Source organism: Pseudomonas sp. RT4P38, from assembly GCF_054897765.1.
In genome coordinates this window covers 5,349,193-5,368,125 of the sequence record NZ_CM142703.1, presented here as the reverse complement: position 1 = coordinate 5,368,125, position 18,933 = coordinate 5,349,193, and the positions used below count along the sequence as shown (strand labels likewise).

Here is an 18,933-nt window from a genome sequence, read left to right as displayed (position 1 = left end):
GCCGCTCAACCAACTGATCCCGGAGTGATGCAATGACCGACGCTGTAGCCCATGACGCCGAACTCGACGCCAGCGGCCTGAATTGCCCGTTGCCTTTACTGAAGGCCAAGCTGGAACTCAATCGACTGGCCAGCGGCGCAGTGCTCAAGGTGATCGCCACCGATGCGGGCTCACAGCGTGACTTCCGCACTTTTGCCCGATTGGCAGGTCATACGCTGCTTCGTGAAGAAGATGAAGCGGGTGTTTACCGCTACTGGTTGAAAAAAGCCTGAATTCTGCTGCGTTCGTTTCTAAGGGATTATTGATGTTCAAGGTGTTACGCGACTGGATTCAGCGTTATTTCTCCGATGAAGAAGCCGTGGTGCTGGCGGTCCTGCTGTTTCTGGCGTTTACCGCCGTGCTTACGCTGGGCGGCATGCTCGCGCCAGTGCTGGCCGGGATGGTGCTGGCGTATCTGATGCAAGGGTTGGTAGTGACTCTCGAACGCCTGCGCATGCCCGGCGGGGTAGCGGTGGGGCTGGTCTTCGCCTTGTTCATGGGGGTTTTGCTGGTATTCATTATTGTCGTGGTGCCATTGCTCTGGCATCAGATGATCACCTTGTTCAACGAGTTACCCGGCATGCTCGCCAAGTGGCAATCGCTGTTATTACTGCTGCCTGAGCGCTATCCGCATCTGGTATCTGACGAGCAGGTGCTGCAGGCCATCGAAGTGGCGCGGGGCGAGATCGGCAAGTTCGGTCAGTGGGCGCTGACGTTCTCGCTGTCGAGTCTGCCGCTGCTGGTGAACATCATGATCTACCTGGTGCTAGTGCCGATCCTGGTTTTTTTCTTTCTCAAGGACCGGGAAATGATCGGTCAGTGGGTGCGTGATTACTTGCCCCGTGAGCGGGCACTGATCACCCGCGTCGCTCATGAGATGAACCGTCAGATCGCCAACTACATTCGCGGCAAGGTCATCGAGATTTTCATTTGCGGTGGCGTGACCTACATCGGTTTTGTGGTTCTGGGGCTCAACTACGCAGCGCTGCTGGCATTACTGGTGGGGGTGTCGGTGGTGGTGCCTTATGTCGGCGCAGTGGTGGTGACCGTTCCGGTCATGCTGATTGCACTGTTCCAGTGGGGCTGGAGCGATCAGTTCATCTATTTGATGGCGGTCTACGGGATCATCCAGACACTGGACGGTAACGTGTTGGTGCCGCTGTTGTTCTCGGAAGCGGTCAACCTGCATCCGGTGGCGATCATCTGCGCGGTGTTGTTGTTTGGCGGACTGTGGGGTTTTTGGGGCGTGTTCTTTGCGATTCCCCTGGCGACGCTATTCAAGGCTGTGCTGGACGCGTGGCCGCGCAAGGAACCGGTGGTGGCGCCGCTGTTGTAAGCGGTCTGCGGGAGCGGGCTCCCACAGCATTCAACGATCAGGCCTTGTTCAGCGCCTGAGCTGCAGCCAATACCGCATCCACATGCCCCGGCACCTTCACACCGCGCCATTCCTGACGCAGCACACCGTCCTTGTCGATCAGGAACGTGCTGCGATCAACGCCCATATATTCCTTGCCATAGAGCTTTTTCAGCTTGATCACGTCGAACTGCTGGCAGAGCGCTTCTTCCTTGTCGCTGATCAGCTCGAAGGTGAACGCCTGCTTGGCCTTGAAGTTTTCGTGTGATTTAAGGCTGTCGCGGGACACGCCGAAGACTTCAGTGTTGGCGGCTTTAAAAGCATCAAGCTGATCACGAAAGCCCTGACCCTGGGTGGTGCAGCCTGGCGTGCTGTCCTTCGGATAGAAGTAAATCACCACCTGTTTGCCTTTGAGGCTCGCGAGGTTGACGGTCTGCCCGCTGGTGGCGGGTGCTTCGAAGTCGGCAACCGGTTGGTCGATGGCAACGGCCATGAAAGCTTCCTTACATTGGGTTTTGTGGGCGCCACGGTTCGATCAGGGCATCCAGGTTCAGCGCGTCGGCGAAATCCAGGAACTGATCGCGCAGCCAGCTGATTTGCACACCGGCCGGCAAGGTCACGGTAAACGTGGCATTGAGCATGGTGCCGCCGGTTTGCGGAGCCTGATAGGTGTCGCAGGTCAGGTTCTCGAGCTCGACGTTGTGGTCCATGAAGAACTGGCACAGCTCGTTAATGATGTCCGAGCGGTAAGCCGAGCTGACATAAGCGACGTATGGCAGGGCTTGAGGACGATTCTCCAGCGCTGCGCTGCGCACCACATTGACCGTAAAGGCGTGCTTCTTGGCGAGGCTCGGCAGGCTGCCTTCGAGGCGCGCCAGGGCGTCCCAGCTGCCGGAGATCTCGAGGATCAACGCACTGCACTCGCCATGACGCGTCAGGCGAGAGGTGACCACGGCGCAGCGGTTTTCATGGCTGGCGCGGCACAGGACGTTAGTCAGCTCCATGGGGTTGGCGCCGAGGGCACTGATGACAAGGAATTGTTCGCGAACTGTGGGGGTGGACATGCAGCATTCCTAAAGCGATGAGCGGTCGATACTTCTACGGGCTTTTTTTACCGGGAGCGAGCCTGCGGATGCGAATTCAAAAAACCCGAGCCGCAAGGTTGCAACGTGCTCCAGAGTGGCAAGAGCGAAGGGTGGCAACGCTGGATCGGGGCTTGTGATGCCGAAAATAGAGGCTGGAACCCGGCGTACGAGCTTATCAGTACCGATCAAAGTCTGAAGGGTAGCGAAAAGCAGCGCCAAGGGGAATGGCAGCAGCGCAGTACTTCGCTTGTACAAGCATCTTGGCGCCAGTACCATTACCGCTCTCTTTTTCCGGCAGGAGCGGTTGCATGATTGCGGGCAGTATGGTGGCACTGGTCACACCCATGGATGCACAAGGTCGTCTCGACTGGGACAGCCTGAGCAAACTGGTGGACTTCCACCTGCAAGAGGGCACCAACGCCATCGTGGCGGTCGGCACTACAGGTGAGTCGGCCACGCTTGACGTGAACGAGCACATTGAAGTGATTCGTCGCGTGGTTGCCCAGGTTGCAGGGCGTATTCCGGTGATCGCCGGTACGGGCGCCAATTCGACGCGCGAAGCGATCGAACTGACGACCAACGCGAAGAACGCCGGCGCCGACGCGTGCCTGCTGGTAACCCCTTATTACAACAAGCCGACGCAAGAAGGCCTGTACCAGCACTTCAAGGCAATCGCCGAAGCCGTCGACATCCCGCAGATTCTCTACAACGTGCCGGGCCGTACCGCTTGCGACATGCAGGCCGAGACGGTGATTCGCCTGTCGACCGTGAAGAACATCATCGGCATCAAGGAAGCCACGGGCGACCTGCAGCGCGCCAAGGACATCCTGGCCGGCGTGAGCAGCGACTTCCTGGTTTATTCCGGTGACGACGCGACCGCGGTCGAGCTGATGCTGCTCGGCGGCAAGGGCAATATTTCGGTGACCGCCAACGTCGCACCACGCGCCATGAGCGAGTTGTGTGCCGCGGCCATGGCCGGCGATGCCGTCAAAGCCCGGGCGATCCACGAAAAACTGATGCCGCTCAATAAAACCCTGTTTATCGAATCCAACCCTATCCCCGTGAAATGGGCACTGCATGAAATGGGCTTGATGCCGGACGGTATCCGTCTGCCGCTCACCTGGCTTAGCGCTGCCTGTCACGAACCGCTGCGGCAGGCCATGCGCCAGTCCGGCGTCCTGGTTTAATTGAGGAAGTACTACGCATGAAGCGAATGGCCGGACTTTCCGCACTTGCCTTGATCATCTCCAGCACCAGTGGCTGCGGATGGGTTTGGGGCCCGGAAGGTTACTTCCGTGACCGTGGTAGCGATTACCTGGAAGCGCAACAAACTGCACCCATGCAATTGCCGGCGGATGTCAGCACTGCCAAACGTCTGGATCCGCTGTTGCCGATCCCGCGCAACGTGGCCGATGACACCGCTAAGGGCGAGTACATCGTTCCTCGTCCGCAACCGTTGTCGGCAGGGGCTGACGCCAGCGCCTACTCCCTGCAAAAGACCGGTGATTCACGTTGGATCGTCGCCCAGAACCCGCCGGCCGAAGTCTGGCCAGTGGCTGTGCAGTTCTTCCAGGATAACGGTTTCCGTCTGGACGAACAGCGCCCGCAAACCGGCGAATTCACCACCACCTGGCAGCATTCCGATGAACTGTCCGCCGCCATGGCCAAGCGCCTGAGCGCGGCCGGTGTCGGCGCTGACAGCGAAACCCGCGTGCGGGTCCGCATCGAGCCTGGCGTGCAGCGCAACACCAGTGAAGTCTACGTGGTCAGCGCCGAGCGTCCTGCGGGTAGCACCTCCGACGTGGCCTTTACCAACCGTTCGGTCAACACGGGCCTGGACGCGGCACTGGTCGACGACATGCTCGCGAGCATGAGCCGCACCTCGGAGAAGGGCGGTTCGGTCTCCATGCTGGCTTCACGTGATTCCGATACGCCAAGCCGTGTCAGCCTGAGCGAAGACGGCAGCGGCAACCCGGTTCTGAACGTCGGTACTGACCTGGATCGTGCCTGGTCGAGCGTCGGTCGTGCGCTGGAACAGGGCGAATGGCGCGTTGAAGACATCAACCGCAGCCTGGGCCTGTACTACATCAACCTGGCTGAAAAAGCCGAGAAGAAAGACGAGAAGCCTGGTTTCTTCAGCGGCCTGTTTGGCAGCGCGCCGAGCAAGGAAGAAGTTGAATCCCGTGCCGAGCGTTATCAGGTTCGCCTGAGCAAGGTTGGCGACAACGTCCAGGTCACCGTCGAGAAAAACATCAATACCGTGGCGCCAGCAGACGTGGCGCGCAAAGTGTTGAGCGTGATTCAGGACAACCTGGGCTGATCACATGCGTTTTGCCGTTCTCGGCAGCGGTAGCCAAGGGAACGGCACGCTGATAGCCAGCGCTGACACGTATGTGCTGGTGGATTGTGGTTTCTCCCTGCGGGAAACCGAAAAACGCCTGCTACGCCTGGGTGTGAACCCTGCGCAGCTGAGCGCGATACTCGTGACCCACGAACATGCCGACCACGTGCATGGCGTGGGTTTGCTGTCTCGGCGCTACAATCTGCCTGTCTACCTCAGTCGCGGTACCCTGCGCGGGATGCGCAAACCCATTGAGCCGGCTGGCCTTCTGGCTGGCGGTGAGCAACTGCAGATCGGCGCACTGAGCATCGGCGTTATTGCCGTGGCACACGATGCACAGGAGCCGACGCAATACGTATTCAGTGACGGTGAGCGGCGTTTCGGCCTGTTGACTGACCTGGGCTCGTATTGCAACAAGGTGCTGGACGGCTATCGGGACCTCGATGCGTTGATGATCGAGTCCAATCATTGCCGTGACATGCTGGCTCGCGGTCACTACCCGTACTTTCTCAAGCAGCGGGTGGGCGGTGAATTGGGACATTTGAACAACCATCAGGCGGCATTCCTGGTGTCTGAGTTGGGCTGGCAAGGCCTGCAACACCTGGTCCTGGCCCATTTGAGCAGCAAGAACAACCTGCCGCAGCTGGCCCGGCAATGTTTTGTCGACACCCTCGGGTGCGACCCGGACTGGCTGCAACTGGCCGATCAAGATTCAGGGCTCGACTGGCGGCATATCGCCTAGCCCACCTACTTAGCAAGCGGAGCCCATCATGGAAAAACGTGAAGAACTCTACCGCGGCAAAGCCAAATCGGTTTTCAAGACCGACGACGCTGACCGCTTGATCCTGCTGTTTCGCAACGACACTTCGGCGTTCGACGGCAAGCGCATCGAGCAGCTCGACCGCAAAGGCATGGTGAACAACAAGTTCAACGCCTTCATCATGCAGAAACTCGAAGCAGCCGGCGTGCCGACCCAATTCGACAAACTGCTGGGCGACAACGAATGCCTGGTGAAAAAACTCGACATGATCCCGGTCGAGTGCGTCGTGCGTAACTACGCCGCCGGCAGCCTGGTCAAGCGCCTGGGCGTCGAAGAAGGCATGAAGCTCAACCCTTACACCTTCGAACTGTTCCTGAAGGACGACGCCAAGGGCGACCCGTTCATCAACGAATCCCACGTCGTGGCATTCGGTTGGGGCACCGCCGAGCAACTGGTTCGCATGAAAGAACTGTCGCTCAAGGTCAACGAAGTCCTGAGCAAACTGTTCGACGACGCTGGCCTGCTGCTGGTCGACTTCAAACTCGAATTCGGCGTGTTCTCCGACGGCTCCATCGTTCTGGGCGACGAGTTCAGCCCGGACGGTTGCCGTCTGTGGGACAAGGCCACCGGCAAGAAAATGGACAAAGACCGCTTCCGTCAGGGCCTCGGTGACGTCATCGAAGCCTACGAAGAAGTCGCCAATCGTTTGGGCGTACCGCTTTAATCGACGCAAGCATCTGATAGCACGGAAAAATTTTGCTTAGGGGGTTCGCTTCCGGCAAAAGTGTTGTTATGATGCGCGCCGTTGGAGAGATGCCAGAGTGGCCGAATGGGACGGATTCGAAATCCGTTGTACCTTCACCGGTACCTAGGGTTCGAATCCCTATCTCTCCGCCATTACATAGAAAAAGCCCCATAGCTGAGTAAGCTACGGGGCTTTTTTGTTTCTGGTGTCTCGTTGAACTTTGATTCCGCGACGAGTGGTGAGGGCGGCGGAGAGGCTCCACTCCGGAATTCAGGAAACAAAGCGCATCCACGTCATTAGCTATCATGCATACAGAGCAAATAACCGGATGACGGGGAATAGCATGAACAGATGGCGACGGCTTTGGTTGTCTGTGAAGCTGATAGCAGCCGTTGCGGCCTGCCTGGCGGTTGCAGTTCAGGCTTTTCAATACATGTTGGAAAGCCCCGATGCAGTGCGAATTCACCCGTTGAGCATTGTGGTTGTCGGGCTGATTTTTGGCTTCATCACCTTTGGGCTCCTTTCACTGAGTGAAAGGATTGTCCGGGGTTTCTTTGCTTCTCCTGATCCGGTAGTCCTCCAGCCTCAAGCAGAACTTGAAAGTAATGTGGGGCTAGCAGTTGAACAGCCGCTAACCCTGCCACCTGACGACCCAACCCAGCAGAAAAATCTGTGAGCTGACGTGTGTCAGCTTTCGAAAAGAACTGCTTGGATGGATCTCACGGAGAGAATTCTGAGCTGACACAAAGAAACGAATCTTCTTACTTCGTACACAGATACGTCCGGGATTGATCGGGGGTATATTCGATTTGCAGCGGTGACCTAAGTAATGTCTTCTCGGCCGCGCAAGTAACTGAACGTGACACACCATCCTATGGTTTTTCGCTTAGTCGATGATTTATCCCTCAAGGAAGAGGTAGCCATGTACTACGACGGTAAAGAAGGTTTTCAGAGTTGTTTTCAGATCGGGAATGTCACGAGGCTAGCCAATGCTTAGGGATTTTCATCTGGATACAGGGCGGTTAGCCAAAATTTTCAAAGAGCGAATAAAGAATACCGAATGCCCATTCTGTGAGCATGATGAGTGGGAATTGCCACTCCAAACTGGTGCAGCAGGTGTAGCGTTGCCTTGGGCACGTGGCAAAGAGTATTTACGATCCGGCACGCCGGCGGTGATGCTTAACTGCAAATATTGCGGATTTGTACGCCTGCATTCTCTCAATGTACTGGCAGATATAATCGTCGAACAGGGAAGCAAAGCCGGTTGCCCGGAGGGCAGCGATGAGTGAGCCTTTTGTGCTGGTAAACCTTGATGAGCATTACCCCGACCGCTTCCCGAGCAACAAAAGGAGTGGTGGTGACGATAATGATCGAAGACCACCAGGTCCCCCAGGAGATAACCCATTGGAACCGCGAGTATCCAAACTTGAGACGCATATCGAATACGTCCGACGTGACCTTGGTGAGCTTCGTGTGGATTTTCGAGAGCACCGCAAAGAAACCAGAACAGACTTTCGGCTGCTGTTCAGCGCATTGATCACTGCCGCGCTGAGTTTGGCGGCCATGATGGGAAAAGGATTTGGTTGGTTGTAAGCGAATAAAAAAACCGGTCAGGCGCCTGGTGCATCCCGAACAATAAAGTGATCCAGGTTCTCGATATTCGCACTGAACACCCCGAACGTCTGCTCGGGGTTTTTCTTGCTCGGTACCTGCTTCAACTCCGGCGTCACGCCATAGAAAAAGCAAAACAACTCTTTTTCGCTCTCGATAGCATGCTTGATCTCTTCCAGAAACGCTTTGCGTTTGCGGTAGTTGTCGATCAGTTTTTTGCTCAGGTAAACGTTGACCGAGTAAGGCTTCTTCTTCGCCTCGTCCGGTTGCTTGAACCAGACCTTTTGTTCGAAGTCGATGCGAAAGCTCTGCGTGTAGTCCTTGATCTCCTTGATCTTGCCCCAGTAAATCAGCCCTTTGTTGTCCTGCAGATACTCGATCTTCTTGAAGAACGACCCATAAGGCGCCGTGTACTCGCCAATCTTCAGCGGCATGCGCTTGAGCAACTCCTTGTCCTCGAAGTTCGACACAAAACACTCCACCGGGTGGGCGAAGACACTGGTCTTGTCAGGCGCCGATTCGCGACTCGGGTGCTCGACATCACTGACCGCTGAAGAGGGTTTCGGATCGTCCCGCATCACATCCGCCGCTACCGCCGGGTTCGACGGCTTACGCACATACTCGCGCCGAGTCAGCAACAACTCCGACGGGAAATGTTCCTCGCGACTGTCATCCGTTTCCGCGTCGTCGGCGTCCACACCTGACGCCGGCGTCTTGAGACTGACATAAGGACAATCCGCAACATGCCGGGTACTGGGCGTGTTCTTGAAGTGCGGCGTGCGAACGTAATTCACGTTTTTGGCGTTGAACGTCGTCAACACATTCGCCGCATCGAAGGCCAAACGGCAGGCATCGTTGGGGCACTGGAAGTGCTCCTTGGCGGAATCGAAATCCATGGTCTCGTCGAAATTCAAATCGCGCACGTCATAGATCGACAGCTTGTCGTCGAGGCTGAGGCAGTAGGCGAGGTCGAATTTCATGGCGGGCTCGGGTCCTTGCAGGCGCGAGCTTGCTCGCGATGGTTGCTAACGATAACGCATAAAACCTGACACCTCGCGGCGTTCTCAGGCTTTCGTCGCAACGCCGTCTGGAGCAAGCTCGCACCTGCACCCATCAGCGCAATCCAATCCTGCCCACCGGTGCTCAACCCTGGCGGATATCCACCAACCGGGGCTTGGCAATCGACAGATAATCCTGCGTATCGAGCACCATTGATGCATCCAGCCGACCAGCGTTGAAGGCGATTTCGCCGTAGCCCGTGGTCAGGGACGGGTCGACGATCAATTGAATCCGCTCATCGAAGGTAAACGGAGGGATGGCGCCGATCCTGCACCCGGTCAGTTGCATGGCAGTTTGCGCGTTCACCAGCTCGGCTTTTTTTCCTCCCAAGGCCGCTCCGACTTTCTTCATGTCGAGCCTCTGGTCCCCTGGCAGTATCACCAGGGCATAGGGTTCGGCCTGACCCTTTAGCGCGCAAAGCATGGCTTTCGCGCCTTGGCCGGGTTCGGTGCCACGGAGTTCGGCGACCCGCGCCGACTGGCCCTCGGCATCGTGCATCAACACCCGATAGGAGGCGGCGTGGGCATCGAGTAGCGCCACCAGGCGATCAAACATGGGCTGCATGGGCTTTCCTCAGGTTTTCAGCAACAGGTCGTAGGACAGTTTGCTGATCAGGATCACCAGCAACACCAGAAACAGCGCCCGGACGAAGGGCACGCCTTTACGCACCGCCAGCCAGGTGCCGGTCAACGCGCCCAAGATGTTGAAGGCCGCCATGGGGAGGGCGATCAGGTACAGCACGTTACCTGTCGGGATGAAGAATATCAGCGCCGCCACGTTGGTCGCGATGTTCACCAGCTTGGCCGACGCCGAGGCGTGCAGGAAGTCGAAGGCGAAGCAGCGGATAAACAGGAAGATCAGGAAGGAACCGGTGCCTGGGCCGAACAGCCCGTCGTAGAAACCGATGGCGCCGCCGATGACGACCGCCAGCCACTTCTGCCGGATACCGATGTACGTGGGGGCGTGCAGGGCGCCGAAGTCCTTTTTCCAGAAGGTGTACATCGCCATCAGCACGATCAATACCAGCACCGCCGGACGCATGACTGACTGGGGCACGAACGATACCGTGGCCGCGCCGAAGAAGGCCATGACAAAGGCGGCGCAGGCGGCTGGAATCACCAGGCCCCAGTCGATCACCACCTTGCGCACGAAGGACCGGGCCGCGAAAGCGGTGCCGAACGCGGCCGCGACCTTGTTGGTCCCCAGCAGCGCTGCCGGTGGTGCGGCGGGTAGCACGTTGAACAACGCGGGTATCTGGATCAGGCCGCCGCCGCCCACCGCCGCATCGATCAGGCCGGCGGCGAAGGCGAACACACAAAGAATGACAATATCGACCATGAACATCAGGCTCTTGCGATGAAGGGTTGTTGGGGGTTCAGCGCCAGCACGCGGGCCGGGTCGTTGACCCCGAAAACGCGCAGCAGCCAGCGGTCGCGCCCGTCGTAGCGCGGGGTAAAACCTTCCCTGGCATGCAGGGTTTGCTGGTTCTTGAAGATCAGCATGTCCCCCGGTTGCAGCAGGATGGGGCGTGCGACATCGGGGTGATTGGCGGCGGCTTCAAACAGCTGCAGGGCCAACTTCGCAATGGAGCTGGTGGCTTTCACACTGGCCTTGTTGTAACGGCAAAACAGCTCGCCGGTTGCGCTTTTGTACAGCAGGGGCGCGTGTTCCAGCACATTGCCTGGCTTGCCGAAGGACGCCGGTCGGTGAATGGCGAACTGCGGTTGTGACAAGGCTGTTTCAACCCAGGCGGGCAACATGGCCAGCACCTCGCTAATGGCAACGATGCGGGTCGGCACATCCGGCTCGCAGCGCAGACCGGTCAGGCACAGGTACTCCGGACAGGCCGACAACGCTGAGACAGGTTCGCAGGTCAAGGGCAGGTGCGGGTTGTCGACGTGCATGCACAGGTCCATGCGCGACCCATAAGAGCTTTTTTCGGCTTCACGCTGGTGCTTGGGCGACACATGGCGGAACACCGTGTCGTCGTTTTCACCCTCGTAGGCCACCGGATGGGTTTGCAGGGTCTGCAGCACCGCCAGGATGCCGCCGGCCACTACCGGCAGTTGCTCGATACCCGGCGCCATGTCGTAGGGGGTGGCGGGCAGGTGCGAGTCCAGGGGCAACCCCCTGACGATCATTGCCTTCTCGGGGGCCTTGGGGAAGTTGCGCAAGCGATCGATTTTTTCACCGCACAGGATGCTCTCAAGCAGTTGCCCCAAGGCCGGCATGCGACGGATACCCGAGGTGCTGTCGGTCACGGCCAGGGAGGCCAGGCCGGCGTGAAGCGCGTGCTGCTCTTCGAACGAGACATGAATCTGCGGTATCGCCTGTCGGGGTGAACTCGCTGAGTGACTGCGCTGCCAGTCACGAATATGTTCACCCTCGGTGGGCGTTGATGTCCCGATTATTTCTTCCAGCTTTGCCACGTCCATTTACTCCGGTTTGCCTACATCCCTGTAAATTGAGCGCGAAGGTTAACGGAAGGGCCTCTTTTGTGTTGCAATGCCACGTTGCGATAAATGCAATAAGGTGATCAATGGCTCTGGATAAGTTATGGGCGCTTGAAGCCTTCGCGACCGTAGCGCGCAAGCGTAGCTTCGTCGCAGCGGCACGCACGCTGGGACGCTCCCCCAGTGCGTTGACCCGCGCCGTTCAGGGCCTGGAGGAAAGTGCCGGGGTCAAGTTGTTTAATCGCTCCTCCAGCGCCGTAAGCTTGACGGAGGCGGGTGAACGCTTGCTGCCCCACGCCTGCAAAATGCTGGAATTGCAACGTGAGGCGGATGAAGACCTGGCTGGTCTCAGCGGCATGGCGAGCGGCTGGGTGCGTTTTTCCGCCCCCGAGTCCCTCGGTCACGGCGTTTTGCCGCAATTGATCGCGCAGTACGCCGAGGGTTATCCAGACGTGAACGTCGACGTGATCTTCACCGATGAGATCCTAGACCCGGTCAAGAGCAAGCTGGACTTCTCGATTCGCGGCGCGTTTGCGCAATCCAGTGACCTGATCGGCTATCCACTCTGGAGTTACTCGCGTCATCTGTACGCCAGCCCCGGCTACCTGCAGCGGCGCGGGACGCCTGAGGCCATTGAAGCGCTGGAGGCCCACTCGCTGATCCTGCACACGGCGCCGCGCATCCTCAAGGAATGGAATTTCCGCAGTGAGCAGCAGGCCATCAGCGTTCGGGTCCATCCAGGGTTTCGTTTCAGCTCGGGCGTGGCGGTGTTCCAGGCAGCCCTGGCGGGCATCGGCATCGCCCGCCTGGCGGACTGGCTGGCAGAGCCCGAAGTGCAAGCGGGGCGCCTGCGCCGGGTCTGCCCCGAGTACCGGCTCACCTCCAGCAACGGTGACAGCCCGCAGATGCACGCGGTGTACCCGGCCGGGAACTTGCCGCTGCGGGTGAAGGCATTGCTGGAGGTGATTCGCGGGTTTGGTCACAGCCTTGAGCGCAAGCATGGACCTTAAACCGCGAATTTTTGAAGGAGCACAATCGGGTTCTTGAATGGGCAAGAGTATTAATAGCGGGAGTCGGGGCGGGTTGCACTGACTGTTTTCAATACACCGCAAAATCTGCGGCAACGCATCAAACCTGTGGGAGATTCTATGGTTGAGGGGAAGTCCTCAACTGACTTTCGATTGGTATTCGCTTAGCGACTGCTCAGCAGCCGAACGGGAGCAGCTCCCTCGCACGCACAGCCTTCAGTCTGGTTACTCGGGAACTAGCCGCGTGACTCGCTTATAAAGTAGCGCTGTGAACTCGGTTTTTTCGTCGGAGTGGTGGCAGCTACGATGACAGTTTGGGCATAGCGCCACAGCATTGGAGATGCGATCCGAACCTTTTTCGGCGAGTGGCTTTACGTGGTGAACCTCAAGAAAAGGCAAACCAAGTTTTTGAAACGGAGCGGGCTCGCCACAACCTTCGCAATGGCCTTCGGCGTCATTTCGAACCCAGGCTCTCACTTCTGGGTCACGAACATATACCGTGCTTGAGCTTGGTGCTCGCTTCGGTTTCAGAATGCCCTTTGGCGGTTCCTTTATCTTTTGCTTCTGAAGCGCAGCCGCGCGGCGTTCTAGCGTTTCTTCATCGGCTGTCGGAGCGGTTAGGTCGCCAAGCTGAACGCCTCTTTCAGTAAGCGCTGCTCGAATTGATTGCTCAACATTCGAACCAACGTTTTTGGCAGGCTTGTATCCCTTGATGAATTGCCGATCCATCTTCATCAGAACAGTGGAGATGTTCTGCATCCGGAATTCGACAGATCCCTTGGTGCGGGTTGGTAAGGCGTTTTCGCGCAGAGCAAGATTTTCCTCAGTCTTAACGAATTTCTGGCCACTTAGCTCTAGGGCGAGCATCTTCAGATAGGCATCCACCGCCGCTTTAATCTCAGAAATGCTCCAGTCGCTGTCTTTCTTCTTTACGCTCATACAGTCGCCGAGGTTGAAAACCCTCGGACGATACTGAGTGGCCATTACACCTGTCTACGAAAATTCCTACAGAAAAGACCGACGCATCGCTCAAGCGATCCTACAAACACATCGGCGCTCTAACCCACCGAATGCTTCGACGACTGAAACACCTCCACCAACTTCCGCCACCAAGGCTTAGCCACCGGTACCCCCGGCAGGTTCCTCGAATTCTCTTGGGTCTGCGTTTTGCTCGATAAAATCACCGGAAGGCCTCACCGCCTCGTCCATCATGCGAGGTACAGACGCCACGATGGTTCACGAAAGAACAGCGTGAAGGCTCAAGTTTCCTCCGAAGCAAAAACAAAAAAGGGCTGCCAGTTGGCAACCCTTTTCGCAGAAACCGTTTCATTTTTGATGAGACATGTTCAGGTTTTAATGCGACGCCAAGCGACTCCACGGGTGCCCCCGTTTCACGTTTAGTGAAAAGGTTTCACGGTTTAGTGGTTTTGAGCGTTAGCTCGGGAATCAATCCCAGCTAAGTGCGCCGCCCGTTTGGTACTCAATAACCCGCGTCTCAAAGAAGTTCTTCTCTTTCTTCAAGTCCATAATCTCGCTCATCCAAGGGAACGGGTTAGTCGTCCCAGGATACTCTTCCTTCAAACCGATCTGCGACAGACGACGGTTAGCGATGAACTTGAGGTAGTCCTCCATCATCGCCGCGTTCATGCCCAACACGCCGCGTGGCATGGTGTCGCGAGCGTATTCGATCTCCAGCTGAGTGCCCTGCAGAATCATCTGCGAAGCTTCTTCCTTCATTTCAGCATCCCACAGGTGTGGGTTTTCGATTTTGATCTGGTTGATCACGTCGATGCCGAAGTTCAGGTGCATGGATTCGTCGCGCAGGATGTATTGGAACTGCTCGGCGACGCCGGTCATTTTGTTGCGGCGGCCCATGGAGAGGATTTGGGTGAAGCCGCAGTAGAAGAAGATGCCTTCCAGAACGCAGTAGTAGGCGATCAGGTTGCGCAGCAATTCTTTGTCGGTGTCGACGGTGCCGGTTTCGAACTTCGGATCGGAGATCGAACGGGTGTATTTGAGGCCCCAGGTGGCTTTTTTCGCGACCGATGGGATCTCGTGGTACATGTTGAAGATCTCGCCTTCATCCATGGCCAACGATTCGATGCAGTACTGGTAGGCGTGGGTGTGGATCGCCTCTTCGAACGCCTGGCGCAGGATGTACTGGCGGCATTCCGGGTTGGTGATCAGGCGGTACACGGCCAGCACCAGGTTATTGGCAACCAGGGAGTCGGCGGTGGAGAAGAAGCCGAGGTTGCGCATGACGATGCGGCGCTCGTCGTCGGTCAGGCCTTCCGGGTCTTTCCAGAGGGCGATGTCGGCGGTCATGTTGACTTCTTGCGGCATCCAGTGGTTTGCGCAGCCGTCCAGGTACTTCTGCCAAGCCCAGTCGTACTTGAACGGGACGAGCTGGTTGAGGTCGGCGCGGCAGTTGATCATGCGCTTTTCGTCGACGGCCACACGGGCGGAGGCGCCTTCGAGTTCGGCGAGGCCTTCGGCGATGTCGAGGTTGTCCAGGGCAGCTTTGGCACGGGCGATGGCGGCGGAGTCGGACGCGGTTACAGCGCGAGCTTCTTGAGCAGCAACACCACCAGCGGTGTCGAGGCGGTCCATGTTGGCTTCAGTGGCGTGGCCGGCGTTGGCGCCTTTAACCACGGTTTCGCCGCTGTCTTCTTTGTCGAATTCGTCCCAGCTCAGCATGACGTGTCGTCTCCTGCGTGAGGGCCAGATGCCCGTGTGAAAACTGATAGGTTGGTTTTTCACACGACCGTACTGGCCGCGTTGGATAGCGTTTTTTGCAGCGGTACACGCAGGCAAATAAACATAATTTTGTACGGGGTTCCGAGAGCCTCTGACGGGCGCAGAAATCGGTGAAGACTTCGGCGTGGGCTTCAGACTGGCTGTTATCCCTGTAAGGGAATATTGCAGGCCCGTTTAAGGCGGCATTATAGGGAAATTTTTGCGGCCGTGGTGGGGCGAATCCGCGCATGGAGCGGTCGAGAAGGAGGGTTTTTCGGTCGGAGCGAGGGTTTACAGGGCTTTGACTGGAGATCGCGGGTGCAGATTTTTTTTTATAAATTTTGGCTAACCATTTTTTTGTTCAAAAAACAGCCAAAAAACCACGTTTTTCACTACATGTTGTGTTTTGAGTGAGTTTTCGACGCTCCCAGACACAACTAGGCCCGAGCGAAATCGGGCCTTAAACAGCGTCGGGTGGTCGAACCTTGGGGATGTCGGAGCGAGAGATCAGCCTTTAGAGCAGCCGTTACCCATAACGCTGTAGCGCAGAATGTGGCGTTGGCCTTTGGAATCGTCGTATTCCATTTTCGCCGGAACAACTTCGCAGACGTTCGGGATTTCGCTCATGGAGATAACTTTGACGATGTCCAGGTGAGTGGAGTAAGTGTATTCCTCAATGGCGGGTTGCTGCTGCGCGACATCAGTCGGGACCTCGTCTGCCATGGCGGTTGCGCACAGGCTGCTGAGGGCCAGAACTAATAAAGCTTTCATTTCAAATTTACCTTTTAGAGGTCGAGTGAGGTCACGCAACCTTTTTGGGGTTGCGTGTGGAACTTAAGTACTGGTTTTGGATTAACTGCCTTCGTGGGGGCTGCAACTGGGTTAATCACGTTGCCTTGTTGGCGAGGCTGATTTTAGGCGGGGGGGCTGCATTCATATAGGAGGGCTTTTGATAAACACCTTTGACAGATTTCGTAACAATCCCCGGATACTCACCTATATGTGCCTGTTTGATTGATCGTTCCCACGCTCCAGCGTGGGAATGCCTCAAGGGACGCTCCGCGTCCAGTGACGCGGAGCGTCACGGGCTGCATTCCCACGCAGAGCGTGGGAACGATCAAAAGCCCCTGAAATCACCGCCCTTGAGCGCCTCGACGAGGTATAGCCACATTTTGTAGGGGCTTGTTACTACCATCGTCGAATGGTTCTATAGGCCCAGCCCGGCTACAACTGGGTCATACAAAAACAACTATTCCACCGAGGTAAGAAAGATGAGTGCGGCTTCTCTGTATCCCGTTCGTCCCGAGGTTGCGGCCAACACGTTGACTGATGAGGCGACCTACAAGGCCATGTACCAGCAGTCCGTCGTCAACCCGGACGGCTTCTGGCGCGAGCAAGCCAAGCGCCTCGACTGGATCAAGCCTTTCACCACGGTGAAACAGACTTCCTTCGACGATCACCATGTCGACATCAAATGGTTCGCCGATGGCACCCTGAACGTTTCCTACAACTGCCTGGACCGCCATCTGGCAGAGCGCGGCGACCAAATCGCGATTATTTGGGAAGGGGATGACCCTGCCGAAAGCCGCAACATCACCTACCGCGAGCTGCATGAAGAAGTCTGCAAGTTCGCCAACGCCCTGCGCGGCCAGGATGTGCATCGCGGCGACGTGGTGACTATCTATATGCCGATGATCCCCGAAGCCGTGGTCGCCATGCTGGCGTGTACCCGGATCGGCGCGATTCACTCGGTAGTGTTCGGTGGTTTCTCGCCGGAAGCCCTGGCCGGCCGGATTATCGACTGCAAATCCAAGGTAGTGATCACTGCCGACGAAGGTATTCGTGCCGGCAAGAAGATCCCGCTCAAGACCAACGTCGACGACGCGCTGACCAACCCGGAAACCAGCAGCATTCAGAAGGTCATCGTGTGCAAGCGCACCGGTGGCGACATCAAGTGGAACCAGCATCGCGACATCTGGTACGAAGACCTGATGAAAGTGGCGGGCACCGTTTGTGCGCCGAAAGAGATGGGCGCCGAAGAAGCGCTGTTCATCCTTTATACCTCCGGTTCGACCGGTAAGCCGAAGGGCGTGCAGCACACCACCGCCGGCTATCTGTTGTACGCGGCGATGACCCACGAGCGCGTGTTCGACTACCGTCCGGGCGAAGTCTACTGGTGCACCGCCGACGTCGGTTGGGTCACTGGCCACACCTATATCGTCTATGGCCCCTTGGCCAATGGCGCGACCACCTTGCTGTTCGAAGGCGTGCCGAACTACCCGGACATCACCCGGGTGGCGAAAATCGTCGACAAGCATAAGGTCAACATCCTCTACACCGCGCCGACCGCCATCCGCGCGATGATGGCGTCGGGCAAAGCAGCCGTTGAAGGCGCCGATGGCAGCAGCCTGCGTCTGTTGGGTTCGGTCGGTGAGCCGATCAACCCGGAAGCGTGGGACTGGTACTACAAGAACGTCGGTCAGTCCCGTTGCCCGATCGTCGACACGTGGTGGCAGACCGAAACCGGCGCGACCCTGATGAGCCCGCTGCCGGGTGCGCACGCGCTCAAGCCGGGTTCTGCTGCACGTCCGTTCTTCGGCGTGGTGCCGGCATTGGTGGATAACCTGGGCAACATCATCGAAGGCGTTGCCGAGGGCAACCTGGTGATTCTCGATTCTTGGCCAGGCCAGGCGCGCACGCTGTATGGCGACCATGACCGCTTCGTCGATACCTACTTCAAGACGTTCCGCGGTATGTACTTCACCGGTGACGGTGCGCGTCGTGACGAAGACGGTTATTACTGGATTACCGGTCGCGTGGATGACGTGCTCAACGTGTCCGGTCACCGCATGGGCACCGCCGAAATCGAAAGCGCGATGGTTGCGCACCCGAAAGTCGCTGAGGCGGCCGTGGTCGGTGTGCCGCACGACATCAAAGGGCAGGGCATCTATGTCTATGTCACGTTGATCGGCGGCGAAGAACCGAGCGAGCAACTGCGCCTGGAACTGAAAAACTGGGTCCGTAAAGAGATCGGTCCGATTGCCTCGCCGGATGTCATCCAGTGGGCACCGGGCTTGCCGAAAACCCGTTCGGGCAAAATCATGCGCCGGATTCTGCGCAAGATTGCTACGGCTGAATACGATGGGTTGGGGGATATCTCCACCTTGGCGGATCCGGGCGTGGTGCAGCATTTGATTGATGAACACAAGATCATGAACGTCGCTTAACCCGCCGTTCCTGAGTCATCGAAGCCCCGCCCGGCTTTACGCCCGGCGGGGTTTTTTTCGTTCTGATCGTTCCCATGCTCTGCGTGGGAATGCCGCCATGGACGCTCCGCGTCCGCCGTGAACGCTGTGACGCAGAGCGTCACGGGATGCATTCCCACGCGGAGCGTGGGAACGATCAACAGTGAGCCAATAATTATCGGCTTCATCTGTAGGCCTATTCCCACTGTTACCCATCACCTTTCAAGTAACTGAATGTGTAACCGTTCGCTCCCATACGGGGCATTGGGAAACGCGAAGCCCCGTCATCGGGCCTATCCAGCCCCCCATTAAAAGAAGACCCAACGCTACGCTTGCCGGATTAGAAGGGTTTGCCAATAATAGGCCCGCAATTTGCAGTATAGATCGGTTCACTGTCTTTTGCTCTTGCATGAAATTGCAAGGCTGTCAACGCGCGCAAACGACTTTCTCGGTGCTTCTGTAATTAGTTGTCGCATT

The 18,933-nt window shown here is 57.5% G+C and carries 20 protein-coding genes and 1 tRNA gene; 12 read left to right on the top strand and 9 right to left on the bottom strand.

The annotated features are described in order from the left end of the window. Positions 1-32 precede the first annotated feature (32 nt). Positions 33-272, top strand: coding sequence for a sulfurtransferase TusA family protein (locus tag ACYZT7_RS24915; RefSeq protein WP_020300476.1), 240 nt, complete (start codon positions 33-35; stop codon positions 270-272). 32 nt (positions 273-304) lie between these two features. After that, positions 305-1,375 (top strand): AI-2E family transporter, encoded by a 1,071-nt coding sequence (locus ACYZT7_RS24910; RefSeq protein WP_462038601.1) that lies wholly within the window; start codon positions 305-307, stop codon positions 1,373-1,375. 37 nt (positions 1,376-1,412) lie between these two features. Here ACYZT7_RS24910 and ACYZT7_RS24905 read toward each other — a convergent pair whose 3' ends face one another. After that, entirely contained in the window at positions 1,413-1,886 is a 474-nt protein-coding gene (locus ACYZT7_RS24905) for a peroxiredoxin (protein WP_008153083.1), read from the bottom strand. 10 nt (positions 1,887-1,896) lie between these two features. Continuing rightward, positions 1,897-2,457, bottom strand: a complete 561-nt coding sequence (locus ACYZT7_RS24900) for a glycine cleavage system transcriptional repressor (protein ID WP_008034925.1) — start codon at positions 2,455-2,457, stop codon at positions 1,897-1,899. Positions 2,458-2,786: 329 nt separating this feature from the next. On the opposite strand from ACYZT7_RS24900, the gene dapA reads away from it, so the two are divergent. The 8 genes from dapA (at position 2,787) to ACYZT7_RS24860 (ending at position 7,917) form a co-directional block, all read left to right on the top strand. Continuing rightward, positions 2,787-3,665, top strand: a complete 879-nt coding sequence (gene dapA, locus ACYZT7_RS24895) for a 4-hydroxy-tetrahydrodipicolinate synthase (protein WP_007898664.1) — start codon at positions 2,787-2,789, stop codon at positions 3,663-3,665. A 17-nt stretch (positions 3,666-3,682) separates the two neighbouring features. Continuing rightward, on the top strand, positions 3,683-4,798 hold the full coding sequence (bamC, locus tag ACYZT7_RS24890) for an outer membrane protein assembly factor BamC (RefSeq protein ID WP_462038600.1): 1,116 nt from the start codon (positions 3,683-3,685) through the stop codon (positions 4,796-4,798). A gap of 4 nt (positions 4,799-4,802) precedes the next feature. Continuing rightward, entirely contained in the window at positions 4,803-5,561 is a 759-nt protein-coding gene (locus ACYZT7_RS24885) for an MBL fold metallo-hydrolase (RefSeq protein WP_008153089.1), read from the top strand. Positions 5,562-5,589: 28 nt separating this feature from the next. Beyond that, positions 5,590-6,303 (top strand): phosphoribosylaminoimidazolesuccinocarboxamide synthase, encoded by a 714-nt coding sequence (gene purC / locus ACYZT7_RS24880; RefSeq protein WP_008034929.1) that lies wholly within the window; start codon positions 5,590-5,592, stop codon positions 6,301-6,303. A gap of 83 nt (positions 6,304-6,386) precedes the next feature. Then, positions 6,387-6,476 (top strand) — tRNA-Ser (locus ACYZT7_RS24875). Between the two features lie 191 nt (positions 6,477-6,667). Then, the gene (locus tag ACYZT7_RS24870; protein WP_449642525.1) at positions 6,668-7,000 is read left to right on the top strand and encodes a hypothetical protein; all 333 of its coding nucleotides are present in this window, start codon (positions 6,668-6,670) and stop codon (positions 6,998-7,000) included. 313 nt (positions 7,001-7,313) lie between these two features. After that, positions 7,314-7,613, top strand: coding sequence for a hypothetical protein (locus ACYZT7_RS24865; protein WP_462038599.1), 300 nt, complete (start codon positions 7,314-7,316; stop codon positions 7,611-7,613). Continuing rightward, the gene (locus ACYZT7_RS24860; protein ID WP_462038598.1) at positions 7,606-7,917 is read left to right on the top strand and encodes a hypothetical protein; all 312 of its coding nucleotides are present in this window, start codon (positions 7,606-7,608) and stop codon (positions 7,915-7,917) included. Before ACYZT7_RS24865 ends, ACYZT7_RS24860 begins: the two co-directional genes overlap by 8 nt. A 17-nt stretch (positions 7,918-7,934) precedes the next feature. Here ACYZT7_RS24860 and ACYZT7_RS24855 read toward each other — a convergent pair whose 3' ends face one another. The 4 genes from ACYZT7_RS24855 to ACYZT7_RS24840 form a co-directional block, all read right to left on the bottom strand. Beyond that, the gene (locus ACYZT7_RS24855) at positions 7,935-8,915 is read right to left on the bottom strand and encodes a hypothetical protein (protein WP_462038597.1); all 981 of its coding nucleotides are present in this window, start codon (positions 8,913-8,915) and stop codon (positions 7,935-7,937) included. 163 nt (positions 8,916-9,078) lie between these two features. Beyond that, on the bottom strand, positions 9,079-9,558 hold the full coding sequence (locus ACYZT7_RS24850) for a YbaK/prolyl-tRNA synthetase associated domain-containing protein (RefSeq protein ID WP_462038596.1): 480 nt from the start codon (positions 9,556-9,558) through the stop codon (positions 9,079-9,081). A gap of 9 nt (positions 9,559-9,567) precedes the next feature. After that, positions 9,568-10,332, bottom strand: coding sequence for a sulfite exporter TauE/SafE family protein (locus ACYZT7_RS24845; protein WP_282375762.1), 765 nt, complete (start codon positions 10,330-10,332; stop codon positions 9,568-9,570). Positions 10,333-10,337: 5 nt separating this feature from the next. Then, on the bottom strand, positions 10,338-11,429 hold the full coding sequence (locus tag ACYZT7_RS24840) for a TauD/TfdA family dioxygenase (protein ID WP_462038595.1): 1,092 nt from the start codon (positions 11,427-11,429) through the stop codon (positions 10,338-10,340). A gap of 104 nt (positions 11,430-11,533) precedes the next feature. Here ACYZT7_RS24840 and ACYZT7_RS24835 point away from each other — a divergent pair, with 104 nt between their 5' ends. Further along, positions 11,534-12,457 carry a LysR family transcriptional regulator gene (locus ACYZT7_RS24835; protein ID WP_462038594.1) on the top strand — a complete coding sequence of 308 codons (924 nt, stop codon included), beginning with the start codon at positions 11,534-11,536 and terminating at the stop codon, positions 12,455-12,457. Between the two features lie 243 nt (positions 12,458-12,700). Here ACYZT7_RS24835 and ACYZT7_RS24830 read toward each other — a convergent pair whose 3' ends face one another. The 3 genes from ACYZT7_RS24830 to ACYZT7_RS24820 all read right to left on the bottom strand — a co-directional run bounded on the left by ACYZT7_RS24830 (position 12,701) and on the right by ACYZT7_RS24820 (position 15,982). Beyond that, complete coding sequence (locus ACYZT7_RS24830) at positions 12,701-13,414, bottom strand: HNH endonuclease (RefSeq protein ID WP_462041857.1); 714 nt, start codon at positions 13,412-13,414, stop codon at positions 12,701-12,703. Between the two features lie 507 nt (positions 13,415-13,921). Continuing rightward, positions 13,922-15,172, bottom strand: coding sequence for a ribonucleotide-diphosphate reductase subunit beta (locus tag ACYZT7_RS24825; RefSeq protein WP_150657174.1), 1,251 nt, complete (start codon positions 15,170-15,172; stop codon positions 13,922-13,924). 546 nt (positions 15,173-15,718) lie between these two features. Next, a complete protein-coding gene (locus tag ACYZT7_RS24820; RefSeq protein ID WP_462038593.1) occupies positions 15,719-15,982 on the bottom strand; it encodes a DUF2790 domain-containing protein in 264 nt (87 codons plus the stop codon). Positions 15,983-16,482: 500 nt separating this feature from the next. Here ACYZT7_RS24820 and acs point away from each other — a divergent pair, with 500 nt between their 5' ends. Further along, the gene (gene acs / locus ACYZT7_RS24815; protein ID WP_462038592.1) at positions 16,483-18,438 is read left to right on the top strand and encodes an acetate--CoA ligase; all 1,956 of its coding nucleotides are present in this window, start codon (positions 16,483-16,485) and stop codon (positions 18,436-18,438) included. The last annotated feature ends 495 nt before the right edge of the window (positions 18,439-18,933 follow it).